Origin of the sequence: Robertmurraya korlensis (genome assembly GCF_023715225.1) — a bacterium.
Lineage (GTDB): Bacteria > Bacillota > Bacilli > Bacillales > Cytobacillaceae > Robertmurraya_A.
The window spans coordinates 1-18,698 of the sequence record NZ_JAMBNS010000017.1 but is presented as its reverse complement, the minus strand read 5'-3'; the positions used below and the strand labels follow the sequence as shown (position 1 = coordinate 18,698).

General features: G+C 36.8%; 21 protein-coding genes and 1 rRNA gene. 18 read left to right on the top strand and 4 right to left on the bottom strand.

Going from position 1 to position 18,698, the window contains the following annotated elements; all coding sequences use genetic code 11:
• Positions 1-191: 191 nt before the first annotated feature.
• From M3175_RS21945 to M3175_RS21915, 7 genes are all read left to right on the top strand, one after another.
• On the top strand, positions 192-1,031 hold the full coding sequence (locus M3175_RS21945) for an energy-coupling factor ABC transporter ATP-binding protein (RefSeq protein ID WP_251523645.1): 840 nt from the start codon (positions 192-194) through the stop codon (positions 1,029-1,031).
• A complete protein-coding gene (locus M3175_RS21940; RefSeq protein WP_251523643.1) occupies positions 1,007-1,873 on the top strand; it encodes an energy-coupling factor ABC transporter ATP-binding protein in 867 nt (288 codons plus the stop codon). Before M3175_RS21945 ends, M3175_RS21940 begins: the two co-directional genes overlap by 25 nt.
• The gene (locus M3175_RS21935) at positions 1,874-2,668 is read left to right on the top strand and encodes an energy-coupling factor transporter transmembrane component T family protein (protein ID WP_251523640.1); all 795 of its coding nucleotides are present in this window, start codon (positions 1,874-1,876) and stop codon (positions 2,666-2,668) included.
• 13 nt (positions 2,669-2,681) lie between these two features.
• Positions 2,682-3,422, top strand: coding sequence for a tRNA pseudouridine(38-40) synthase TruA (truA, locus tag M3175_RS21930; RefSeq protein ID WP_251523638.1), 741 nt, complete (start codon positions 2,682-2,684; stop codon positions 3,420-3,422).
• 250 nt (positions 3,423-3,672) lie between these two features.
• Positions 3,673-4,110, top strand: coding sequence for a 50S ribosomal protein L13 (rplM, locus tag M3175_RS21925; RefSeq protein ID WP_066058483.1), 438 nt, complete (start codon positions 3,673-3,675; stop codon positions 4,108-4,110).
• 19 nt (positions 4,111-4,129) lie between these two features.
• Positions 4,130-4,522, top strand: a complete 393-nt coding sequence (gene rpsI, locus M3175_RS21920) for a 30S ribosomal protein S9 (protein ID WP_066058480.1) — start codon at positions 4,130-4,132, stop codon at positions 4,520-4,522.
• A 187-nt stretch (positions 4,523-4,709) separates the two neighbouring features.
• On the top strand, positions 4,710-5,258 hold the full coding sequence (locus M3175_RS21915; RefSeq protein WP_251523636.1) for a hypothetical protein: 549 nt from the start codon (positions 4,710-4,712) through the stop codon (positions 5,256-5,258).
• Between the two features lie 30 nt (positions 5,259-5,288).
• Here the strand turns inward: M3175_RS21915 and M3175_RS21910 are convergent, their stop codons facing one another.
• Positions 5,289-6,005 (bottom strand): glycosyltransferase family 2 protein, encoded by a 717-nt coding sequence (locus tag M3175_RS21910; RefSeq protein ID WP_251523634.1) that lies wholly within the window; start codon positions 6,003-6,005, stop codon positions 5,289-5,291.
• A gap of 265 nt (positions 6,006-6,270) precedes the next feature.
• Here M3175_RS21910 and M3175_RS21905 point away from each other — a divergent pair, with 265 nt between their 5' ends.
• The 5 genes from M3175_RS21905 to M3175_RS21885 all read left to right on the top strand — a co-directional run bounded on the left by M3175_RS21905 (position 6,271) and on the right by M3175_RS21885 (position 11,196).
• A complete protein-coding gene (locus tag M3175_RS21905) occupies positions 6,271-7,260 on the top strand; it encodes a CgeB family protein (protein ID WP_251523632.1) in 990 nt (329 codons plus the stop codon).
• Positions 7,261-7,358: 98 nt separating this feature from the next.
• Entirely contained in the window at positions 7,359-8,420 is a 1,062-nt protein-coding gene (locus M3175_RS21900) for a Gfo/Idh/MocA family protein (protein WP_251523630.1), read from the top strand.
• A gap of 24 nt (positions 8,421-8,444) precedes the next feature.
• Positions 8,445-9,005, top strand: coding sequence for an acyltransferase (locus tag M3175_RS21895; protein ID WP_251523628.1), 561 nt, complete (start codon positions 8,445-8,447; stop codon positions 9,003-9,005).
• A 24-nt stretch (positions 9,006-9,029) separates the two neighbouring features.
• Positions 9,030-10,121, top strand: coding sequence for a DegT/DnrJ/EryC1/StrS family aminotransferase (locus M3175_RS21890; RefSeq protein WP_251523625.1), 1,092 nt, complete (start codon positions 9,030-9,032; stop codon positions 10,119-10,121).
• Positions 10,114-11,196: a glycosyltransferase family 61 protein gene (locus M3175_RS21885; protein ID WP_251523623.1), complete on the top strand. Its 1,083-nt coding sequence runs from the start codon at positions 10,114-10,116 to the stop codon at positions 11,194-11,196. The genes M3175_RS21890 and M3175_RS21885 overlap by 8 nt, the downstream gene beginning before the upstream one ends.
• A 113-nt stretch (positions 11,197-11,309) precedes the next feature.
• Here M3175_RS21885 and M3175_RS21880 read toward each other — a convergent pair whose 3' ends face one another.
• Entirely contained in the window at positions 11,310-12,695 is a 1,386-nt protein-coding gene (locus M3175_RS21880; RefSeq protein WP_251523620.1) for a PAS domain-containing sensor histidine kinase, read from the bottom strand.
• Positions 12,696-12,916: 221 nt separating this feature from the next.
• Between M3175_RS21880 and M3175_RS21875 the strand changes: the two genes are divergently transcribed.
• From M3175_RS21875 to salA, 3 genes are all read left to right on the top strand, one after another.
• On the top strand, positions 12,917-13,360 hold the full coding sequence (locus M3175_RS21875; protein ID WP_251523617.1) for a YbaK family protein: 444 nt from the start codon (positions 12,917-12,919) through the stop codon (positions 13,358-13,360).
• Between the two features lie 77 nt (positions 13,361-13,437).
• Positions 13,438-14,160: an N-acetylmuramoyl-L-alanine amidase CwlD gene (gene cwlD / locus M3175_RS21870; protein ID WP_251523615.1), complete on the top strand. Its 723-nt coding sequence runs from the start codon at positions 13,438-13,440 to the stop codon at positions 14,158-14,160.
• A 120-nt stretch (positions 14,161-14,280) separates the two neighbouring features.
• Positions 14,281-15,333: an iron-sulfur carrier protein/transcriptional regulator SalA gene (gene salA, locus M3175_RS21865; protein WP_251523613.1), complete on the top strand. Its 1,053-nt coding sequence runs from the start codon at positions 14,281-14,283 to the stop codon at positions 15,331-15,333.
• A 559-nt stretch (positions 15,334-15,892) separates the two neighbouring features.
• Here the strand turns inward: salA and gerD are convergent.
• On the bottom strand, positions 15,893-16,486 hold the full coding sequence (gerD, locus tag M3175_RS21860; protein ID WP_251523611.1) for a spore germination lipoprotein GerD: 594 nt from the start codon (positions 16,484-16,486) through the stop codon (positions 15,893-15,895).
• 143 nt (positions 16,487-16,629) lie between these two features.
• Here gerD and M3175_RS21855 point away from each other — a divergent pair, with 143 nt between their 5' ends.
• Entirely contained in the window at positions 16,630-17,250 is a 621-nt protein-coding gene (locus M3175_RS21855) for a KinB-signaling pathway activation protein (protein WP_251523603.1), read from the top strand.
• A 12-nt stretch (positions 17,251-17,262) separates the two neighbouring features.
• On the opposite strand, the gene pdaB is transcribed toward M3175_RS21855, so the two are convergent.
• Positions 17,263-18,015, bottom strand: a complete 753-nt coding sequence (pdaB, locus tag M3175_RS21850) for a polysaccharide deacetylase family sporulation protein PdaB (RefSeq protein ID WP_251523601.1) — start codon at positions 18,013-18,015, stop codon at positions 17,263-17,265.
• 128 nt (positions 18,016-18,143) lie between these two features.
• Between pdaB and M3175_RS21845 the strand changes: the two genes are divergently transcribed.
• Together M3175_RS21845 and M3175_RS21840 are read left to right on the top strand one after the other, a co-directional pair.
• Entirely contained in the window at positions 18,144-18,377 is a 234-nt protein-coding gene (locus tag M3175_RS21845) for a hypothetical protein (RefSeq protein WP_251523599.1), read from the top strand.
• 252 nt (positions 18,378-18,629) lie between these two features.
• Positions 18,630-18,698, top strand: a 16S ribosomal RNA gene (locus M3175_RS21840); the annotation flags it as partial.

Sequence of the window (18,698 nt, the reverse complement as noted above, 5' to 3'; positions counted from 1 at the left end):
TTATTTAGGAAAGAGCATTGAAATAAGAAGTCAATGAGACATTCATTCATGCCATCATACATATTATTTTTATATTTTTACGGTGAATGGTCCGTGTCTTCACTTTCAAAGCTCGCCAAGATTGGCGAGTTTTCTTTATAATTGGGTTTTTAATATAGATTAGATATGGTAGTCGAGAGGAGATGAGTAGGTTGGTAGCATCCATCGTTCAGATCGAGAATGTTTCTTTTAAATATGATCTTCAAGAAGAGTACGCATTAAATGATGTCTCTTTTAACATATATAAAGGCGAGTGGCTTGCCATTGTCGGTCATAATGGATCTGGTAAGTCAACGCTTGCGAAGCTTTTAAATGGCCTTCAATTTGCTGAAAAAGGTTCCATTACCATTGGTGGAACAAAGATATCAGAAGAAACTGTTTGGGATACAAGAAAAATGGTTGGTATGGTATTTCAAAATCCGGACAACCAGTTTGTTGGTACGACGGTTCAGGATGATGTAGCATTTGGACTTGAAAATCATGGAGTTCCTCGGGAACAAATGATTAGCCGTGTACAGGAAGCATTAGATCAAGTAAAGATGAGTCAGTTTCTATTACAAGAACCTCATCATCTTTCAGGAGGACAAAAGCAACGAGTAGCTATAGCCTCTGTATTAGCTCTAAAACCAGCTATTATTGTTTTAGACGAGGCTACCTCTATGCTTGATCCAAAAGGGCGTGAACAGGTTCTAGAAACGATTCGAGAGCTTAAAAGTGATAATGATTTAACTGTTGTATCTATTACGCATGATTTAGAAGAAGCTGCCAAGGCTGACCGAATGATTGTTATGAATAGAGGACAGGTGTATAAAGAAGGTACTCCAAAGGAAATCTTCCAACTTGAAGAAGAGCTGATTTCATTAGGACTGGATATTCCTTTTTCCGTAAAACTGAGCAAGAAGTTAAAAGAGTTAGGCATGACTTTAGATAAACATTTTCTATCAGAAGAAGAGTTGGTGAAGCAATTATGGACATCTCACTCCAAGAAGTAGAATACAAATATCAAGCAAATACTCCCTTTGAACGTCTTGCTTTAGTGGATGTCTCCATGGAAATAAAAGCGGGAACTTTTTTGGCGATTATTGGGCATACCGGTTCTGGTAAATCCACTGTTATTCAGCATTTAAATGCTCTATTAAAACCGACGAATGGCAAGGTAATAATTGGTGATCGAGTCATTACAAGCGATAAAAAGCAAAAAAATCTTAAAGAAGTAAGAAAAAGGGTCGGTATTGTTTTTCAATTCCCAGAGCATCAGCTGTTTGAAGAAACAGTAGAAAAGGATATATGCTTTGGTCCCATGAATTTTGGGGTCTCTGAATCAGAGGCAAAGGAACGAGCAAAGGTTGCGATACGCCAAGTAGGCTTACAGGAGGGAATTCTTCAAAAGTCCCCTTTTGACTTATCAGGAGGACAGATGAGAAGGGTAGCCATTGCCGGAGTTCTTGCCATGCAACCGGATGTTATTGTGCTAGACGAGCCAACGGCAGGGTTAGATCCTCGTGGAAGAAAAGAAATCATGGATATGTTTTATTCCTTGCATAAGGAACGAAGCCTTTCTACGATTCTTGTGACTCATAGTATGGAGGATGCAGCCCTTTACGCTGACCAGATTGCTATTATGCACCAAGGTCGTGTATACAGAAAAGGAAATCCAACTGAGATTTTTAGTGACCCAGAGGGACTGTTTGATCTTGGACTTGACGTTCCAGAGGTGGTTCGTTTCCAGAGAAAGTTTGAGGCTGAATTTGGACAATCACTAGGGAAGACATGTCTAACCATTGAAGAGTTATCTGAATCGATTGTCAAACATTTGCAGGGAGGAGCTAAATAGATGGATAAAATGATATTTGGTCGTTATATTCCTGCTGATTCTGTGTTGCATCGGATGGATCCTCGTTCAAAACTAGTTCTCATCTTTTTATTTGTATGTGTGGTGTTTCTTGCAAATAATGCTCTAACTTATGGAACTCTACTTGTGTATACCATCATTATGCTATCTTTATCAAAGATCTCTATCCGGTTTATTATGGCAGGCTTAAAGCCGGTATTGTGGTTAGTTGTTTTTACATTGTTTCTTCATCTTTTTTTAACAAAGGAAGGGAATCTGCTTTTTCAGTGGGGTTGGATAGAAGTATATGAAGAAGGAATCAAGCAAGGCCTTTTTATTTCCGTACGATTCTTTTTGCTTATTCTCATGACTTCTCTTTTAACACTAACAACGACACCTATTGAGATAACAGATGGCTTAGAGGAGCTTCTTGGACCGTTAAAGAAAGTTAAATTTCCGGTTCATGAACTGGCGTTAATGATGTCCATATCCCTAAGGTTCATTCCCACTCTTATGCAAGAAACAGATAAAATTATGAAAGCTCAGTCTGCTCGGGGTGTTGACTTCACTGGAGGACCTGTAAAAGACCGTGTGAAGGCAATTATCCCATTGCTTATCCCACTGTTTATTTCATCGTTTAAACGGGCGGAGGAACTCGCTATTGCGATGGAGGCAAGGGGATACCGTGGCGGTGAAGGAAGAACGAAGTATCGACAATTAAACTGGGGCGCCAGAGATACATCCATGCTGTTAGCCTTAGGGCTAGTTACGGCTTTACTAGCGGTATTACGAGCGTAAAGGTGTGATTTCCATGAAGAGATATAAGTGTAAAATATCTTATGACGGGACGGCATTTCATGGCTATCAGGTACAGCCTAATAAGCGTACGGTTCAATCAGAGCTAGAGGCAGCCCTTACAAAGCTTCACAAAGCTAGACAAGTAAAGGTGACCGCTTCCGGTCGTACAGATGCAGGAGTGCATGCAAAGGGGCAGGTTATTCATTTTGACTCGAATTTAAACATCCCCTTAGCAAAGTGGCAACTAGCGTTACATGCAGTTTTACCGAGTGAGATTGCCATTTTAGCGATTGAGGAAGTGGATCAAAACTTTCATGCGCGGTTCGATGCAGTTGGAAAAGAATATCGATATGTGATTGATAACCGAAAGATTAGGGATCCGTTTCAAAGAAATTATTCGTATCATTTTCCTCACCCGTTGGACATAAATAGCATGAAAGAGGCTAGTGCCCATTTTATTGGGGAGTACGATTTTACTAGTTTTTGTTCCGCGAAGACAGAAGTCGTGGATCGTGTCAGAACGATATACCTTCTAGATATTTCATCAGAGGGTGAACAGCTGGTACTTCGCTTTCGAGGAAATGGATTTCTATATAATATGGTTCGTATCATTGTAGGAACCCTTATACAGGTAGGAAATGGGGAGATTACACCCGACTCTATCCCAGGGATAATCGAAAAGAGAGACCGAACCTTCGCAGGAAAAACAGCTCCTCCACAAGGGTTATACCTTTGGGAAGTGTTTTATGAGTAAAATCGTAGTTAAAAAGTAGAAAAGATTAATAAAAAATTTCTATGACAACTAATCCTGGTGTAACATTTCCTTGACATCAGGGCGGAAGCAGTATATGATATCAAATGTATGTATTTTAATCCCATGATAAGCCCCGTTAACTTATTATGTCGAGATATACGTAAACATGACTGAACACATGTCGGAACACGTGTGGGAAGCATGCCAGAACAAAATTTTATGAATGTATAATTTAGGAGGGAACTATTCAATGCGTACAACGTTTATGGCTAATTCAAACAATATTGAACGTAAATGGTACGTGATTGATGCAGAAGGCAAAACTCTTGGACGTCTTGCTTCAGAAGTTGCATCAATTCTACGTGGAAAACATAAACCAACTTTCACACCACATGTTGACACTGGTGATAACGTAATTTTAATCAATGCTTCAAAAATCGAGTTAACTGGTAAGAAGTTAACTGACAAGATCTACTACCGCCACACTATGCACCCAGGTGGATTAAAAACTAGAACGGCTCTTGAAATGCGTACAAACTACGCTGAAAGAATGTTAGAACTTGCTATTAAAGGCATGCTTCCTAAGAATTCTTTAGGTCGTCAAATGTTCAGAAAGTTACACGTATACGCTGGTAGCGAGCATCCGCACCAAGCACAACAACCTGAAGTTTACGAACTTCGTGGATAATTAAAGGGAGGGTATTATATTGGCACAAGTTCAATACATTGGTACTGGTCGTCGTAAAAGCTCCGTTGCACGTGTTCGTCTAGTTCCAGGCAGCGGTAAAATTACAATTAACGATCGTGACATCACTGATTACATTCCATTCGAAGCACTACGTGAAGTAGTAAAGCAACCATTAAACGCAACAGAAACTCTAGGTAGCTATGATATTCTTGTTAACGTTAATGGTGGAGGTTACACTGGTCAAGCAGGCGCTATTCGCCACGGTATCGCTCGTGCGTTACTAAACGTTGACCCAGAATACCGTCCAACACTTAAGCGTGCTGGATTATTAACTCGTGACGCTCGTATGAAAGAACGTAAGAAATACGGTCTTAAAGGCGCTCGTCGTGCACCTCAGTTCTCAAAGCGTTAATATTTCGCTTTCAAAGGCTCTCAACCATTGGTTGGGGGTCTTTTTTATGCTTTTATACAAATTTGATCACCACCCTTGCTCTAACTATATTTTCTAATATATAAAAATAAAAATTAAAATGCCTAATTGCCCAATCCTAACAAGTTTCAACGAATATATTATTTTATAAGCGAAAGGGGGGAAGGGAATGCGATTCCACCAACAAAGTTCAAAAAACAGTGATCATAAACTTTCTAATACGGGAGAAGATCCCTGGAGTTCTATAATGGACCTTTTTAGGCCTAAATTAAGCAATCTAAATTCTGGAGTCGAACAAGAAAGCCCTAGTATTTTGCAAGAAAACTCCAGTTCAGAGGAAGAAAGCTCAAGTTCAAGCTCTAGTTCTAGTGACGAAAGCTCAAGTTCAAGCTCCAGTTCTAGTGACGAAAGCTCAAGTTCAAGCTCTAGTTCTTGTGACGAAAGCTCAAGTTCTAAACACAAATCATGTGAGTGCAAGGATGAGAAAAACTGTAAACATGACTGTTTATGTCAATTTCTAAAAAAAATACATCACGAAAACGTAACTATCACTACGAAGACTGGTCAATTTATTATGGGCCAACTACAAGGTGTTAAAGGTTGCTGTGTAAAAATAATTGAATCTGGCAGTAAGTCTCCTTTTATTCCGGAGAGGATAACTATTATCCGGTGTAAGGACATTGAGAGCTTTTCCGTTGATTTCTATCATGAATTTTAATTATAAAGAAAGGTAGTGAGCATGCAATCACTACCTTTCCCTTCGTTCCATAAATCTATCAACAGATAAAGTATTTTTAACAAAACGGCTTCTTGACCGTAAAATGGACTCCCTTACATCAGATGTATGATGTTGAAGGTTTTCATAACGAAAATATACGTAATACTCACTTGATAAAGAGTACATTTTTATTTGATTCTTTAAACATAATTGTTGAAATACATAGTCTTCTCCAACATTGATGGGGGGAAAGGTAACTTGATTAAATAGGTTCTTATTAAAAACTAATGTAGCTCCATGTAGAAAGTTCTCTGCTCTATTTCGATATTGTGCATTAGAATAAATCCATTCATTTTCATGATTGGGATTATACAGTCTTAATTCATGGTTCTTGTTAAAATAAATATAAAAGCTACTCTTTCCGACGAGTTCAGCTCCATTTTCTTTCAAGGAATCATACGCCTCTTGTAAGTATCCGGGCCCATAATAATCATCATCGTCCATTTTTGAAATAATAGGGTAACTGGCAGCAGCTACTCCTTCATTTAAACACTCACCTAGACTTGTCTCTTCAGGAAGTCGAAGGATTATTGAACGAATTCCGTTTAAAACATTATGATCAAGAATAATTCTAGAAGAGTTAAGAATTAAAATGAGTTCTTTCTCAACTATTGTCTGTTTAACAAAATTTCTAATAATGTTTTTTATAAAGTCGCCCCGATTAGTACATGCAATAACAGAAATCAAAAAAAGTCTCCTCCCTTCTTACTCATAAAAATAGCCTTCTGGAATAACTGCCTTTCTTACCACGGTTCTCCCTCCAGTCCTACTATTACTTTATTCCTCTATTTATTTAATAATGATGGATGTTCAACATAGAACAAGCCAAAAATGTGCCATTTCTAAGCCTCTATAATTGCAATGTAATAAAGTCAATAATGCCCAAACATTCGTGCAAAAATGACCATATAGTATAAGGGTTATTTCTATAAGAATTGAGGTTGATTTTTAAATGAGAGTCCTTTTTTTTGATAGTAACTATGTGTTAATAAATTTACTACCTAACGGATTTAAGCAGGAGGGTCATCAAGTAAGGATTGTCGGGAACCTTAATGAAGAGAAAATTGCTAAGGCAATAAAAATGTTTAAGCCTGACTTAATTGTTACACAAGGTTGGGGACCGGACCATGATGGTGATAAACCGGAATTAATTTGCAAATATGCAAAGCAAACCGGGATTCCTCATATCTACTGGTCGGTTGAAGATCCAAGATATACCCATACCTTTGCTTACCCAATAATAACCCGTTTACAGCCAGATCTTGTTTTTACTATTTGTAAAGAAATGGTCCAATTTTATCGGGATCATGGGTTCGGTTGTGAGTATCTTCCTTTCGGTTATGAGCCAACCATTCATTATCCCGGGGAAAAAAACGAAGATTTTAAATGTAATATAGTTTTGGTTGCTAATTCATATGTTTGGGATTTTAATAACAATGATTATGATCAACGGTTAAAATATCTCAAAGATTTGGTGTGTCCGTTGATTGATGAAGGAATTCGAATCGATTTCTTTGGGCATCGGTGGGAGGAAATGGGAAGTTATCTTGGCAAGGATATTCCGAAAGATTGGATAAGAGGGCCTGTTTCATATCATAATACACGCGATTTATATAGATCATCCAACATTGTCTTGGGTTTACAAAGTTTTGATGAGCAACTTACACACAGGACCTATGAAATAATGGCTTCACAGGGATTTTTGCTGACAAATGATACAGAGGAAATAAGAAGATTATTTGTACCAGGAGAGGAATTAATTATTTCCGATTCGCCTGAGAAGACATTGGAATTAGTTAATTATTATTTAGATCACCCTGAGGAACGGGAGCGCATTAGTGCAAAGGGTTATAAGAATGTTAGCCCTAATACGTACCGACAAAGGGCTAAAGAAATAGTCGAATTTCTAAAAAAGGACCTTCTTAAAAAAGAGGAAAAATAGGGATAACGAATTAAAAATAGCATGAATATGGTGTATTAGCTGGTTATAGTTTTCGTAAATTATAAAAATTAATTAGTATTGGAGGGATTAAGACATTAATGGAAAAAATAAAAATAGGCATAATAGGAGCAGGTAAAATTACAAAAGATGGCCATTTAAAAGCTATCCAACATCTTAACGAAGAAGTTGAAGTTATTGCAATTGCAGATATTAATATTGCTGCTGCTCAAACCCTTGCTAAAGAATATAACATCCCATCTATCTATTCAGATTATAACGATCTCCTAAAAAATGAAAATGTAGATGCTGTCCTTATATCCGTACCCAATTATCTTCACTCTCCCATAGCCATAGAAGCGATGAAAAAAGGTAAGCATGTATTGTGTGAGAAACCACTAGCGATAAACAGTGAAGAAGCAAATAAGATGGTAAATATTCAAAAACAGACGAATCAAATCTTGATGGTTGCCTACCATAATCTTTTTAGAAGTGATATAGATTATATAAAAAAATCGATCTTGGAAAATAAGTTGGGTAAGATCTATTATGGTAAATGCGGTTGGATAAGGCGAGCAGGCATCCCGAGTTGGGGGAATTGGTTTACTGAAAAAGAGAAATCTGGAGGCGGCCCATTAATCGATATTGGTGTTCATATGTTAGATTTAGTCCTCTACCTAATGGATTATCCAAAACCTGTTTCTGTTTTCGGTTCAGCCTTTAATATATTTGGTCGTGATCATAAAGGAATGACTCGTGCTAGAGTGGTTGCGAATGAGAATGGAATTTTTAATGTTGAAGATTTCGCCGTTGCTTTAATTCGTTTCGAAAATGGCGCAACTATACTGATTGAAACAAGCTGGGCAGCAAATATAGAGAGTGACTCCATCTATCTTTCTATCTTAGGGGATAAGGCTGGTGCAGGTTTCCTAAATGAATCGGGCCCTTATCTGTATTTGGAAGAGAAGGGAACGCAGCTTAATATTAAACCACAAGTTTTATTTGATTATGAAGGCGCGAGAATAAAAATGTGGCATCATTTTGCAGAGTGTATCCGAAATAACGCGAAACCTATTTCTTCAGCTGAAAATGGGCTGTTAGCAAATAAAATATTAGATGCAATCTATGAATCCAGTAAAAGTGGCAGAGAAATAATTATATAGAAAATAACAAAGGGGAATGATTGAATGGATTATTATTGTCACCCCTTAGCATTGGTGGAATCCAATCAAATAGGGAAGGGGACAAGGATTTGGGCCTTTTCGCATGTTCTTCCAGGTTCTTCAATTGGGGAAAATTGTAATATCTGTGAACATACCTATATAGAAAAAAATGTAATCATAGGCAACGATGTTACGATTAAATCAGGGGTATATCTATGGGAAGGCGTAAGATTAGAAGATCACACGTTTATTGGCCCCAACGTAACTTTTACAAATGATCTTAAACCCCGCTCAAAGAGATACCATACAAAATATATAGAGACCATTGTTCAAAAGGGTGCGAGTATTGGAGCGAATTCTACCGTTATTGCAGGAAATGTTATTGGAGAATATGCAATGATTGGGGCTGGTTCTGTAGTTACAAAAAATATTCCTAATCATACGTTATGGTTCGGAAACCCGGCACAATTTAAAGGGTATGTATGTAAGTGTGGAGAACAACTGGATAAGAATCTTTGTTGCTCCGGTTGTAATGAGAAATATAAATTAGAAAATATGATTATTCAAATTAATCCTAATGCATAACGAATTGAGAGGCAGGGAAAAGGTGTGATACCCTTTCTAGATTTAAAAAAGGTAAATGATCGACACAATGTTGAACTGTTAGAGGCACTAAAAAAAGTAGTTGATAGTGGTAGTTACATCCTAGGCAATGAAGTTAATTCTTTTGAAGAAGAATTTGCTAATTATTGTGGTGTAAGGAATTGCATAGGAGTAGGAAGCGGTTTAGACGCCCTTCGGTTAATTGTTCAAGCATATGGTTTTGGTCCCAATGATGAGATCATTGTTCCTGCTAATACGTTTATTGCTTCCATCCTTGCTATCACCAGTAATGGGGTAAAACCAGTTCTTGTAGAACCCAAGTTAGAATCCTATAATATTGACCCCGAAGAAATTGAGAAACATATAACTCCCAATACAAAGGCGATAATGGTTGTTCATTTATATGGACAAATAGCAGATATGGACTCTATCTTTAAAATTGCTAGAAAATATGGGCTTAAAGTTATTGAAGATGCAGCACAAGCACATGGAGCATTATATAATGGTAAACGGGCTGGGAATTTAAGTGATTGTGCAGGTTTTAGCTTTTATCCTGGAAAGAATTTGGGAGCCTTGGGGGATGGCGGGGCCATCACTACAAATGATGATGAGTTAGCTAAAAAAATTAGGGCATTAAGAAATTATGGGTCCTACCAAAAGTATGTGAATCAATATAAAGGGTTAAATAGTAGATTGGATGAGCTTCAAGCCGCATTACTCCGTGTTAAATTAAAGTATCTGGATAATGATAATAACCGAAGAAGAGAAATCGCAGCTTATTATCGAATGCATATTAAAAATCCAAACCTTATACTGCCTCATGTTCAGAATGATGAACTGTGCCATGTCTGGCATCTATTTGTTATTCGAACGAAGAACAGGGAACATCTAATTAATTATCTTGAAAACAAGGATATTAAAACATTAATTCATTATCCCATAGCTCCTCACCATCAAGAAGCATATAAGGAATTTAAGGATTTATCATATCCTATCACAGAAAAAATTCATCAAGAGGTAGTTAGTTTACCAATAAGTCCAGTAATGACCAATGAGGATGTTGCTTATGTAGTAAAGGTTTTATGTCTGTATGAGTAAAGAAATAAGAGTCCCAAAAGAATATGTCTCCTCATTTACTGAATGGTTTGGATCACAAAAGTTAGAATGCTTTGATAAGTATTGTAAAAAAATATATGATGGAATATCTAAACCCAAGCTTTTTAAGAATAATCCATCAGATTTTTACCCGGATTGGCAATCCCCTGCCTATGTTTTTATACTTCCTGAAGGGTATGTACTTGGAGAAAATGGAGCAATCTTAACATCGGATAATAAATTGATATGGGACCTCTCAATTGAATGGATATCTTCTCCTTCTGAACACTCCATCTTTCAGCGTCATATACTCCCTCAAGTAAAAAGATTTAAAAAAACTGTTGCAGTAGTTGCGGCTATAGGAAGTAACAACTACTACCATTGGATGTTTGATATATTGCCACGGTTTGATTTGGTAAGGAAAAGCAATATTGAGATTGATTATTATGTAGTGAATCAGTGTAATTTTTCTTATCAGACTGATACATTAGATTTATTACGGATTCCTAAGGAAAAAATTATTCAAAGTAGTACGGATATGTTTATTCAATCAAAAAACCTGGTTGTTCCATCTCTTCCAGGATATACAACCAAGTGGGCATCAGATTTTTTAAGGCAGTATTTTTTACCTCTTGTAGAGAATGAAACCTCGCCTTACGGAGAAAGGATTTATATTACTAGAAATGATGCAAATAGCAGACGAGTAGTGAATGAAGAAGAAATTATAAATTTCTTGAAAAATCATGGATTCACCATAGTTTGTCTGCAGAACCTCTCAGTACTAGAACAAATTAACATGTTTTCAAAAGCCAAATATATTATTAGTCCTCATGGAGCAGGATTAACTAATCTAACCTTTTGTCAACCAGGTACTAAAGTTATCGAGTTTTTTTCTCCGAATTATTTAAATCCCTGTTATTGGCACCTTAGTACATTTCTTGATTTACAATATCATCCTTTAATTGGGACGGGTATAAGTCCTAAAGGATTGTTAAACAATTCTTTGTATTGGAGTGGTGCAGAAGATATAAGGATAGAAATAGAGCAGTTTAGAGAATTATTTACAGCATTAATTTAAAATTTTAATCTGATAAAAGACCTTATTAAAAAGCTCATTCCTTAAGCTCTATTCAATATGTGGAATGAGCTTTGACTATTTATTAAAATGTCTACATTATTACATAAAAGAGATTAGTCTACAAAATGAACGGGTAAAGAGATCCTTACAATCGTTCCTTCTCCTTCTTTACTAGATATCTCCATCGTTCCTGTATGTGACTCAATAATTTTAAAGCTAGTCATCATCCCTAAACCTGTTCCTTTCTGTTTTGTTGTATAAAATGGTATCCCAATATTTTCAAGTAATCCCTCTGGAATGCCACAGCCTTGATCATGAACTTGGATAAAAACTGCCCCTGTATGTGAACTTCCTAACCTCACATGAATGACTCCGCCAGTTGGCATAGACTCTATTGCGTTCTTTATTAAATTAATGAACACCTGTTTTATTTGATGGGCTACACAATAGACAAGGGGGATATCTTCAGACATGACTTTAATGTCAACGTTGTTCATAAGTGCCTGTGAGCCGAGTAGTGTCGTCACATCCTGAAAGATTTCTGTTAAGTTCTCATAATGAAATTGCTGAACTTGAGGTTTGGCTACCATTAGTAATTCACCTGTTATCTGTTCGATGCGTGCAATCTCATCTGCCATGATTTCGAAATAGCCTATTTCTTTGCTTGGAGCAGATGACCTCATGATCTGGATAAATCCTTTAAGAGCGGTAAGTGGGTTACGTATTTCGTGTGCGATCGAAGCAGAGAGCTGACCAACAGCTGACAGTTTTTCAGACTTAATGAGCTGTAACTCGGTAGACTTTTGATCCGTGATATCCTTGGCGATCCCATATACACCCACTACCTCATTATCAACTATGATTGGAATGTTTGTTACACTCACGTGAACTACTCGCCCATCTTTATGTAAAGCCTTTGTTTCATAATGTTGTGTATATCCTTTTGCTGCCTTTTCATAGTGATTTCTAGTTCTTTGTAATTCAGCTTCTTCAACAAGGGGAAGATAGGTTAATTGGAGAAATTCTTTTTCTGTATAGCCTAACAAGCGTTCCATAGCTGAGTTCACACTAAGGTAATTTCCTTCTAAGTCAAAAGAGAATACAGCATCAGGATTTTGTTCAAATAGGGATTTATAATGTTGCTGTTTTTTGGAAGCAGCTTTCTTTTCTACAGTAACATCTAAAAAATAGACAGAAAGACCATTGGGTGATGGATAGGCTCTTACATCAAACCAAGTATTTAGTGGAGGGAAAAAGGAACTAAATGTAACTGGAACTTGTTCACGTACCGCTTTGTGATACTGAACATAGAAAGGCAAATTTACCGCTTCAGGGAATTCGAACCAAACATTTTTACCAAGAAGATCTTCTCGATTTCGGAAAAGTAATCTTGCTGCTTCGGAGTTAATGTAGGTGAAGTTCCAATTGGTATCAACCGAGAAGAAACCATCTGTTATCCGATCTAATATTTCAAGTGCATCAATTTCTAATTGGTTCATACTAATACCCCACCTTATCTAAGTTTTTCCTATCTGGTAATAAATTCTAGGCTTTGAAGCATATTCCTGCTTCATTTATTTCATCTATTTTAAAACCTTGTAAAATATTTTCAATGCATGTGTAGGAAAATTAACCAAAAAAATTGGAAGGGGAATTCAGTAGCAAATTTGTATGTCTCTCTTTTCGTGGTTAAAGAATAATCGAAAGGGGTGACAATGCAGTGAATGTAATTACAACCTTTAAAGATAAAAAACGTGAAAAACAGTTGAAATATGAAAAGTCAGTCTTAAGAGAAATCTCATTAAAAACGTTAAAGGAAAGAGTGAAACAATATTTTGGTTCATCTCGTATAACAGCTAATTTAATGACTCAATCAGGCGTTGAAGAGGCATGTTACGATGTAGCAATTGAAGCCTATCTTCTAGGTGCGCACTTTAGTAAATTCGGGTTTTATGGAGAGTCAGTAGACAGTATTAAGGATCGATGTCATAAAGAGGAAAAGCATTTAATTGATACACTTTATAATTTCCTCCTTTACTGGGGAAAGGGAACGGAAGGAGTTTATAGTGAGTCCCTATTTTACTTATGTGAGCAGTATGTAGAAAGTTGGTGGCATGAAGGCTTTCGCACAGGAGAAAGACGACACAAACTACGGCTTCATTAACTTAAAGTTCTATAATCCCATCTTGTCCCATATATTAAATTGAATATTGGACGGATGGGAAGGACTGACGCATAAAGATGAGCAAAAGAATGAAAATCATTGCTTTTACCGTTGGACTAGTTATTTTATTTTTTATTCTTCAGTACGATTATTTTAAAACTAAAGAATCTTGGAATTCCTGGAGTCTTCCACTTTCAGGGAAGATCATTTTGCTCGATCCTGGCCATGGTGGACCGGATGGTGGAGCAGGAACTAAGGATACTCTGGAGAAGGACATTGCATTAAATGTATCCAAGAAATTGAGAGACTACCTACAAGAGCAAGGCGCTTTAGTCATTATGACAAGGGAAGAAGATAAGGACTTAGCAGAGGATGGAACTAGAGGATATAGCAGGAGAAAAACGGAAGATCTAAAAAAGCGTTTAGCCATGATCAATGAATCGGAAGCAAATTTTTTCGTTAGTGTCCATTTAAATTCAATTCCTTCACAGAAATGGAGAGGTGCACAAACATTTTATGCACCACAATTAAAGGACAATGCTATAGCTGCAAAATTCATTCAGGACGAGCTCCGAATCAATCTTGAAAATACGGATCGTAAAGCAAAATCGTTAAGTTCTGTGTATATCTTGAAAAATGCAAAGAAACCAGGAGTTTTAGTGGAGGTTGGCTTTCTATCTAATCCTACTGAAAAGCAGTTGTTAAAGACAGATGAGTACCAAGATAAGGTAGCAGCTTCCATCTATAAAGGAATGCTTAGATATTTCTCAAATGAAAGTGAATTAATTGAAGCGGAGTAAGAAGGTGAAATATAGCCACCTTCTTTTTTCTTATAATTGAGTGTGATGCAGTTAACTGTATCTACAGGGGATTATGTTATAATAAGAATTGCAAACGAATTCAAAAAGGCGGTGTAAAAGTTGTTAACAGAAGCAAAAGTGATTGAACTTATACAAAGCATGGAAGAACCATTTTTACATAAGACATTAGAAGAATTAAATGCCATTGAAGAAGTAAAAATTAAAGAAGAGAAAAAGCATGTAAGTGTTAAAATAGGAATAGCAAAAACAGGTACAGCAGAGCAGCTTCAATTACAGATGAAAATAGTAAACTTATTAAAGGGAGCAGGAGCAGAGTCAGTTGGAATCCGTTTTTTTGAATTGCCACAAGAGACTCTTGAAAAGTTCCGTACTACTCAGGAGGAATCACAAGGTCTTTTATCTGCAGGAAGTAAGACAACTTTTATTGCTATCGCGAGCGGAAAAGGTGGAGTAGGGAAATCGACGGTGTCTGTGAATCTTGCTGTTTCATTAGCTAGACTTGGGAAAAAAGTTGGACTAGTGGACGCGGATATTTATGGGTTTAGTGTACCGGATATGATGGGCATTACCAAGCGTCCAGCTGTACGTGGTGAAAAAATTATTCCGGTCGAACGCTTCGGTGTAAAGGTGATCTCCATGGGCTTTTTTGTTGAAGATAACTCTCCCATTATATGGCGTGGACCCATGCTTGGTAAAATGCTAAACAGCTTTTTCAATGAAGTAGAATGGGGAGATTTAGATTATTTACTACTAGACTTGCCTCCTGGAACAGGTGACGTAGCTCTTGATGTACATAGTATGCTTCCAGCTTGTAAAGAAGTTATAGTCACAACTCCACATCCTACAGCTGCGTTTGTGGCTGCGAGAGCGGGTGCTATGGCACTTAAAACAGACCATGAGATTTTAGGTGTAGTTGAAAATATGTCCTACTTTGAAAGTAAGCTAACTGGGGAAAAAGAATATGTGTTCGGTCAGGGTGGAGGAGAGAAGCTGGCTGATGAGCTTCAAACGAAAGTGCTTGGCAAGCTACCTCTTGGACAGCCTGATTGGAATGAAGATGATTTTGCCCCTTCTGTATATCACCAAGATCATAAACTAGGTCAAATTTACAAAGAAATCGCAGCTACTATCATTGAGTCGCTCAGTAAATAAGGGAAACCTCTCCACATGGAGAGGTTTTTATGTAAGGAGAGCAGTGAAATAAAGTGCTTGTAGTTTCTGTATTCGGGTGCTCTCTTATTAAAGATGGACAATAAGCATTCTTCAATTAAAAGAGGGGCATCTTCTGTCAATTGCAGTACCATTTTGATTCGCGCTTATCGGTTGTGGGATGATAAGACACGAGTGAATAAATAGACGGAGAAATTTCGCTTATTTAGTAAATAGTATTAAAAGTAGCTTATATAGACGGAGAGATTCCGTCTATTGACTCGAAAAACTCAAAAATGGTCGATTTTGATTTGCATAAGCGGAAAACTTCCCCTTATTTCTCTGAAAACGAGCTCCATTCTTTCATTAACCGAAAAACCTCCTTATTTTACTTTTATTGCATTACGGTGAACGGCCTCGCGAGTATGGGGCTTTATATAAACTAAGTTTGTGTAATTCTAATAAAGAAACTCGCCAAATGGGCGAGTTTTACTTTTTTGTCATTTCTGCACGTATTTTAAGAAAAGCACTTGAACCCTTTAATTGAGAGCAGACCGCTTTTCTATGCGCCCGTGCCTTCCTCTTTTGCCTCTTCCTTGCTTCCGCTTTGTTCAGCTACATCTTCTACAGCTTTTAAAATAAGGTCTTGAATTTTTGCTTTAAATAAGGGACTTTCGAACGTTTCGGTCATAACGGCTTGAACATGCTTTCTGTATTCGGTACTTTTTAATATGGCTGTTACTTCTTTTTCGAGTTCTGGGTCTTTTAGTACATCAATCATCATGGTTCGATACTCTGGATCCTTCATTAAATCTTTTAAGAGGGTTTCATTTTCTGTTCTCATGCTTTTTGCAACACTTTCAGAGAACTTTGGATCTTCAAAAGACTTCTTCCAGAATGCTGTCCCCTGATCTGAGGTTAATGCTTTTTCTACTGTATCTGATACAACTGCTTGGTCCATGATTAATGTTTCCTTCATGGTTTCATCATTCATTACATCTTTTATGGCTTTTTTCCCATCATCTGTCTTTAAGATATCAACTACCATTTTTTTTGTTTCTTCGTAATCCATTTGGCTGGCTGTGTCTGCTTCAGCACAACCAGTAAGAAGTAACCCACTTATTAAAAGGGGGAGCACTAAAGACTTTTTAGGCATGATTAACGCTCCTTTCGATAGTAACTATAGTATATGATGAAGAAAAACGACAAAAATTATACGTTTCCTACTCGAACCTAGATTTTTCATACTTTGGTTGGTACAATCAATAAGGAATGATTACATAATTGGGGGAAATTACGTTGAATAGCCGTAACTTGGTAAGGTTGTTTTTCTCGACGCTTATTATCGGGGGAGTGACAACAGGGATCGTTGGCTTTATTGTTCGTTGGAAAGAATTCGAGCCGTTTTTTACTGATTTTCAGATTTTTGAAATATTATCAATCCTAGCGTGGTTAGTAGGAGTTGGATTGATATTTAGCCTTATTAGTCAAATGGGCTTCTTTGCTTACTTAACGGTCCATCGTTTTGGTTTAGGTATATTTAAGTCTGTAAAGCTTTGGAATAGTGTACAAGTAGTACTAATCATCTTTGTTCTTTTTGACTTAGTTTATTTACGTTTTAATGCCTTTTCTGAAAAAGGAGATAGTTTTGTTCCTTATTTAGGACTTGCTTCTTTTATTGCTGTTAGTGGGTTTATTGCCGCATTTTACAAGGCGAGACTTACAAATAAAGAAGCATTTATACCTGCGCTCTTTTTTATGATTGTTGTTACAGTCTTAGAATGGGTACCTATTCTTCGAGTAAATGAAAAGAGTTGGTTGTACTTAATGATTTTCCCTTTGCTGATTTGTAATGCTTATCAGTTATTAGCATTACCTAAATTTATTTCAAATAGTGCAAAAAGCAAAAAAGCCGTCTAAATGAGACGGCTTTTATTTTATTTCTTTTGAGGATGAGGTCGCATTTGCTATCATTTCGGAAACAGATACGAGTTTTAATCCTTTTTTATTAATATCATCAATAATAGATGGAAGGGCAGCGGCTGTCTGTTTGGCTGAATCTGATGCATGAAGGAGAAGGATGTCTCCTTTAGTCGCTTTAGCGGCATTTTCTTGAATGACCTCAACACCCGGGTTGGTCCAGTCTTTGGAGTCAATACTCCAATGAATAACAGTAAGTCCAAAACGGTCAGCTACTTTTAAGGTTTTTTGGTCAAAATGACCTGTAGGTGCTCGTAAAAGTTTAATGTCCTTTATGCCGAGTTTTCTAAAGGCTTCTTGAGCCCTAGAAATATCCTTGACAATTTTATTTTCTTCTAGCTCGGTATAATCTTCATAATTATATCCAAGCATTCCAATCTCATATCCCTCTTTTACAATTCTCTCCACAATATGTGGATGCCTTTCTGCCCAAGAACCTGATAAAAAGAAAGTTGCTGATTTTACATTTTTACTTTTTAAAACATCCAAAATTGGCTCAGCTTTTTCATCACCCCAACCGATATTAAAGCTGACAGCTAAGTCCTTTTCTCCCTTATAAACTGCCTTTGGACCGTCTTTCCCTGAAAACGCTGGTACATTCACATAATTTTCTAAGTACAAAAACCAGGCTGTAAAAAAGGCTGCGACTCCTACAAGGATAAGTTGTTTTAATGATTTGCCGTTTAACACATAGAAAAAGTTCATCCTCTCACCTCGTCCCAAAACACTACTTGTCTCAAATCTATTCGAAAAGAATTTGTTTTATGCTTATAAAATGGTGAAATTAGGAACACACTACAATAACTAAATTGTTAAAGGAGTGTACATGTTTTATGCTAGGATTGTTAATCAATGAGAAAGAAGTCAAAGAGATAGAGTACCTTATAAAGAGAGAAATGGATGAAATCCTGTTTGATTTAAAAGATGATCGAATCGATCATGTTGTAAAGAGAGCTATGGACGAAAGATACAAAATTTTATTTGCGCTGTTTAAACGTGTGGCACCAGCAAAAGAATGTCTGAAGTACACAAGGTCTGCCAATCAAAGAAAAGAAAAGAAAGGATAAAAACTATTGACTTTGCTTTTAAACCTTGTTATATTAATAAACGTCGCTGCTGAACAACGAACTTCATGAAAAAATATTTTTTAAAAAGTTATTGACGAGCGATTGGATAAATGTTATATTGATAAAGTCGCTTTTGAGCGAAAGAGAAACAAGTTGTTCTTTGAAAACTAAACAAATCATACGTCAACAAAAAAGATTAGTGTTGAAATATACACTAGCCAACGTTTTAACTTTAAGAGCTAATCTTACTCTTTATTGGAGAGTTTGATCCTGGCTCAGGACGAACGCTGGCGGCGTGCCTAATACATGCAAGTCGAGCGG

Bases quoted from the DNA above. Each gene is read 5' to 3' on its own strand.
- M3175_RS21900 (WP_251523630.1), top strand. From the start codon at position 7,359: ATGGAAAAAATAAAAATAGGCATAATAGGAGCAGGTAAAATTACAAAA.
- pdaB (WP_251523601.1), bottom strand. From the start codon at position 18,015: ATGAACTTTTTCTATGTGTTAAACGGCAAATCATTAAAACAACTTATC.
- cwlD (WP_251523615.1), top strand. From the start codon at position 13,438: ATGAGCAAAAGAATGAAAATCATTGCTTTTACCGTTGGACTAGTTATT.
- M3175_RS21935 (WP_251523640.1), top strand. From the start codon at position 1,874: ATGGATAAAATGATATTTGGTCGTTATATTCCTGCTGATTCTGTGTTG.
- truA (WP_251523638.1), top strand. From the start codon at position 2,682: ATGAAGAGATATAAGTGTAAAATATCTTATGACGGGACGGCATTTCAT.
- rplM (WP_066058483.1), top strand. From the start codon at position 3,673: ATGCGTACAACGTTTATGGCTAATTCAAACAATATTGAACGTAAATGG.
- M3175_RS21880 (WP_251523620.1), bottom strand. From the start codon at position 12,695: ATGAACCAATTAGAAATTGATGCACTTGAAATATTAGATCGGATAACA.
- M3175_RS21915 (WP_251523636.1), top strand. From the start codon at position 4,710: ATGCGATTCCACCAACAAAGTTCAAAAAACAGTGATCATAAACTTTCT.
- M3175_RS21940 (WP_251523643.1), top strand. From the start codon at position 1,007: ATGGACATCTCACTCCAAGAAGTAGAATACAAATATCAAGCAAATACT.
- M3175_RS21885 (WP_251523623.1), top strand. From the start codon at position 10,114: ATGAGTAAAGAAATAAGAGTCCCAAAAGAATATGTCTCCTCATTTACT.
- gerD (WP_251523611.1), bottom strand. From the start codon at position 16,486: ATGCCTAAAAAGTCTTTAGTGCTCCCCCTTTTAATAAGTGGGTTACTT.
- M3175_RS21905 (WP_251523632.1), top strand. From the start codon at position 6,271: ATGAGAGTCCTTTTTTTTGATAGTAACTATGTGTTAATAAATTTACTA.
- M3175_RS21845 (WP_251523599.1), top strand. From the start codon at position 18,144: ATGCTAGGATTGTTAATCAATGAGAAAGAAGTCAAAGAGATAGAGTAC.
- M3175_RS21895 (WP_251523628.1), top strand. From the start codon at position 8,445: ATGGATTATTATTGTCACCCCTTAGCATTGGTGGAATCCAATCAAATA.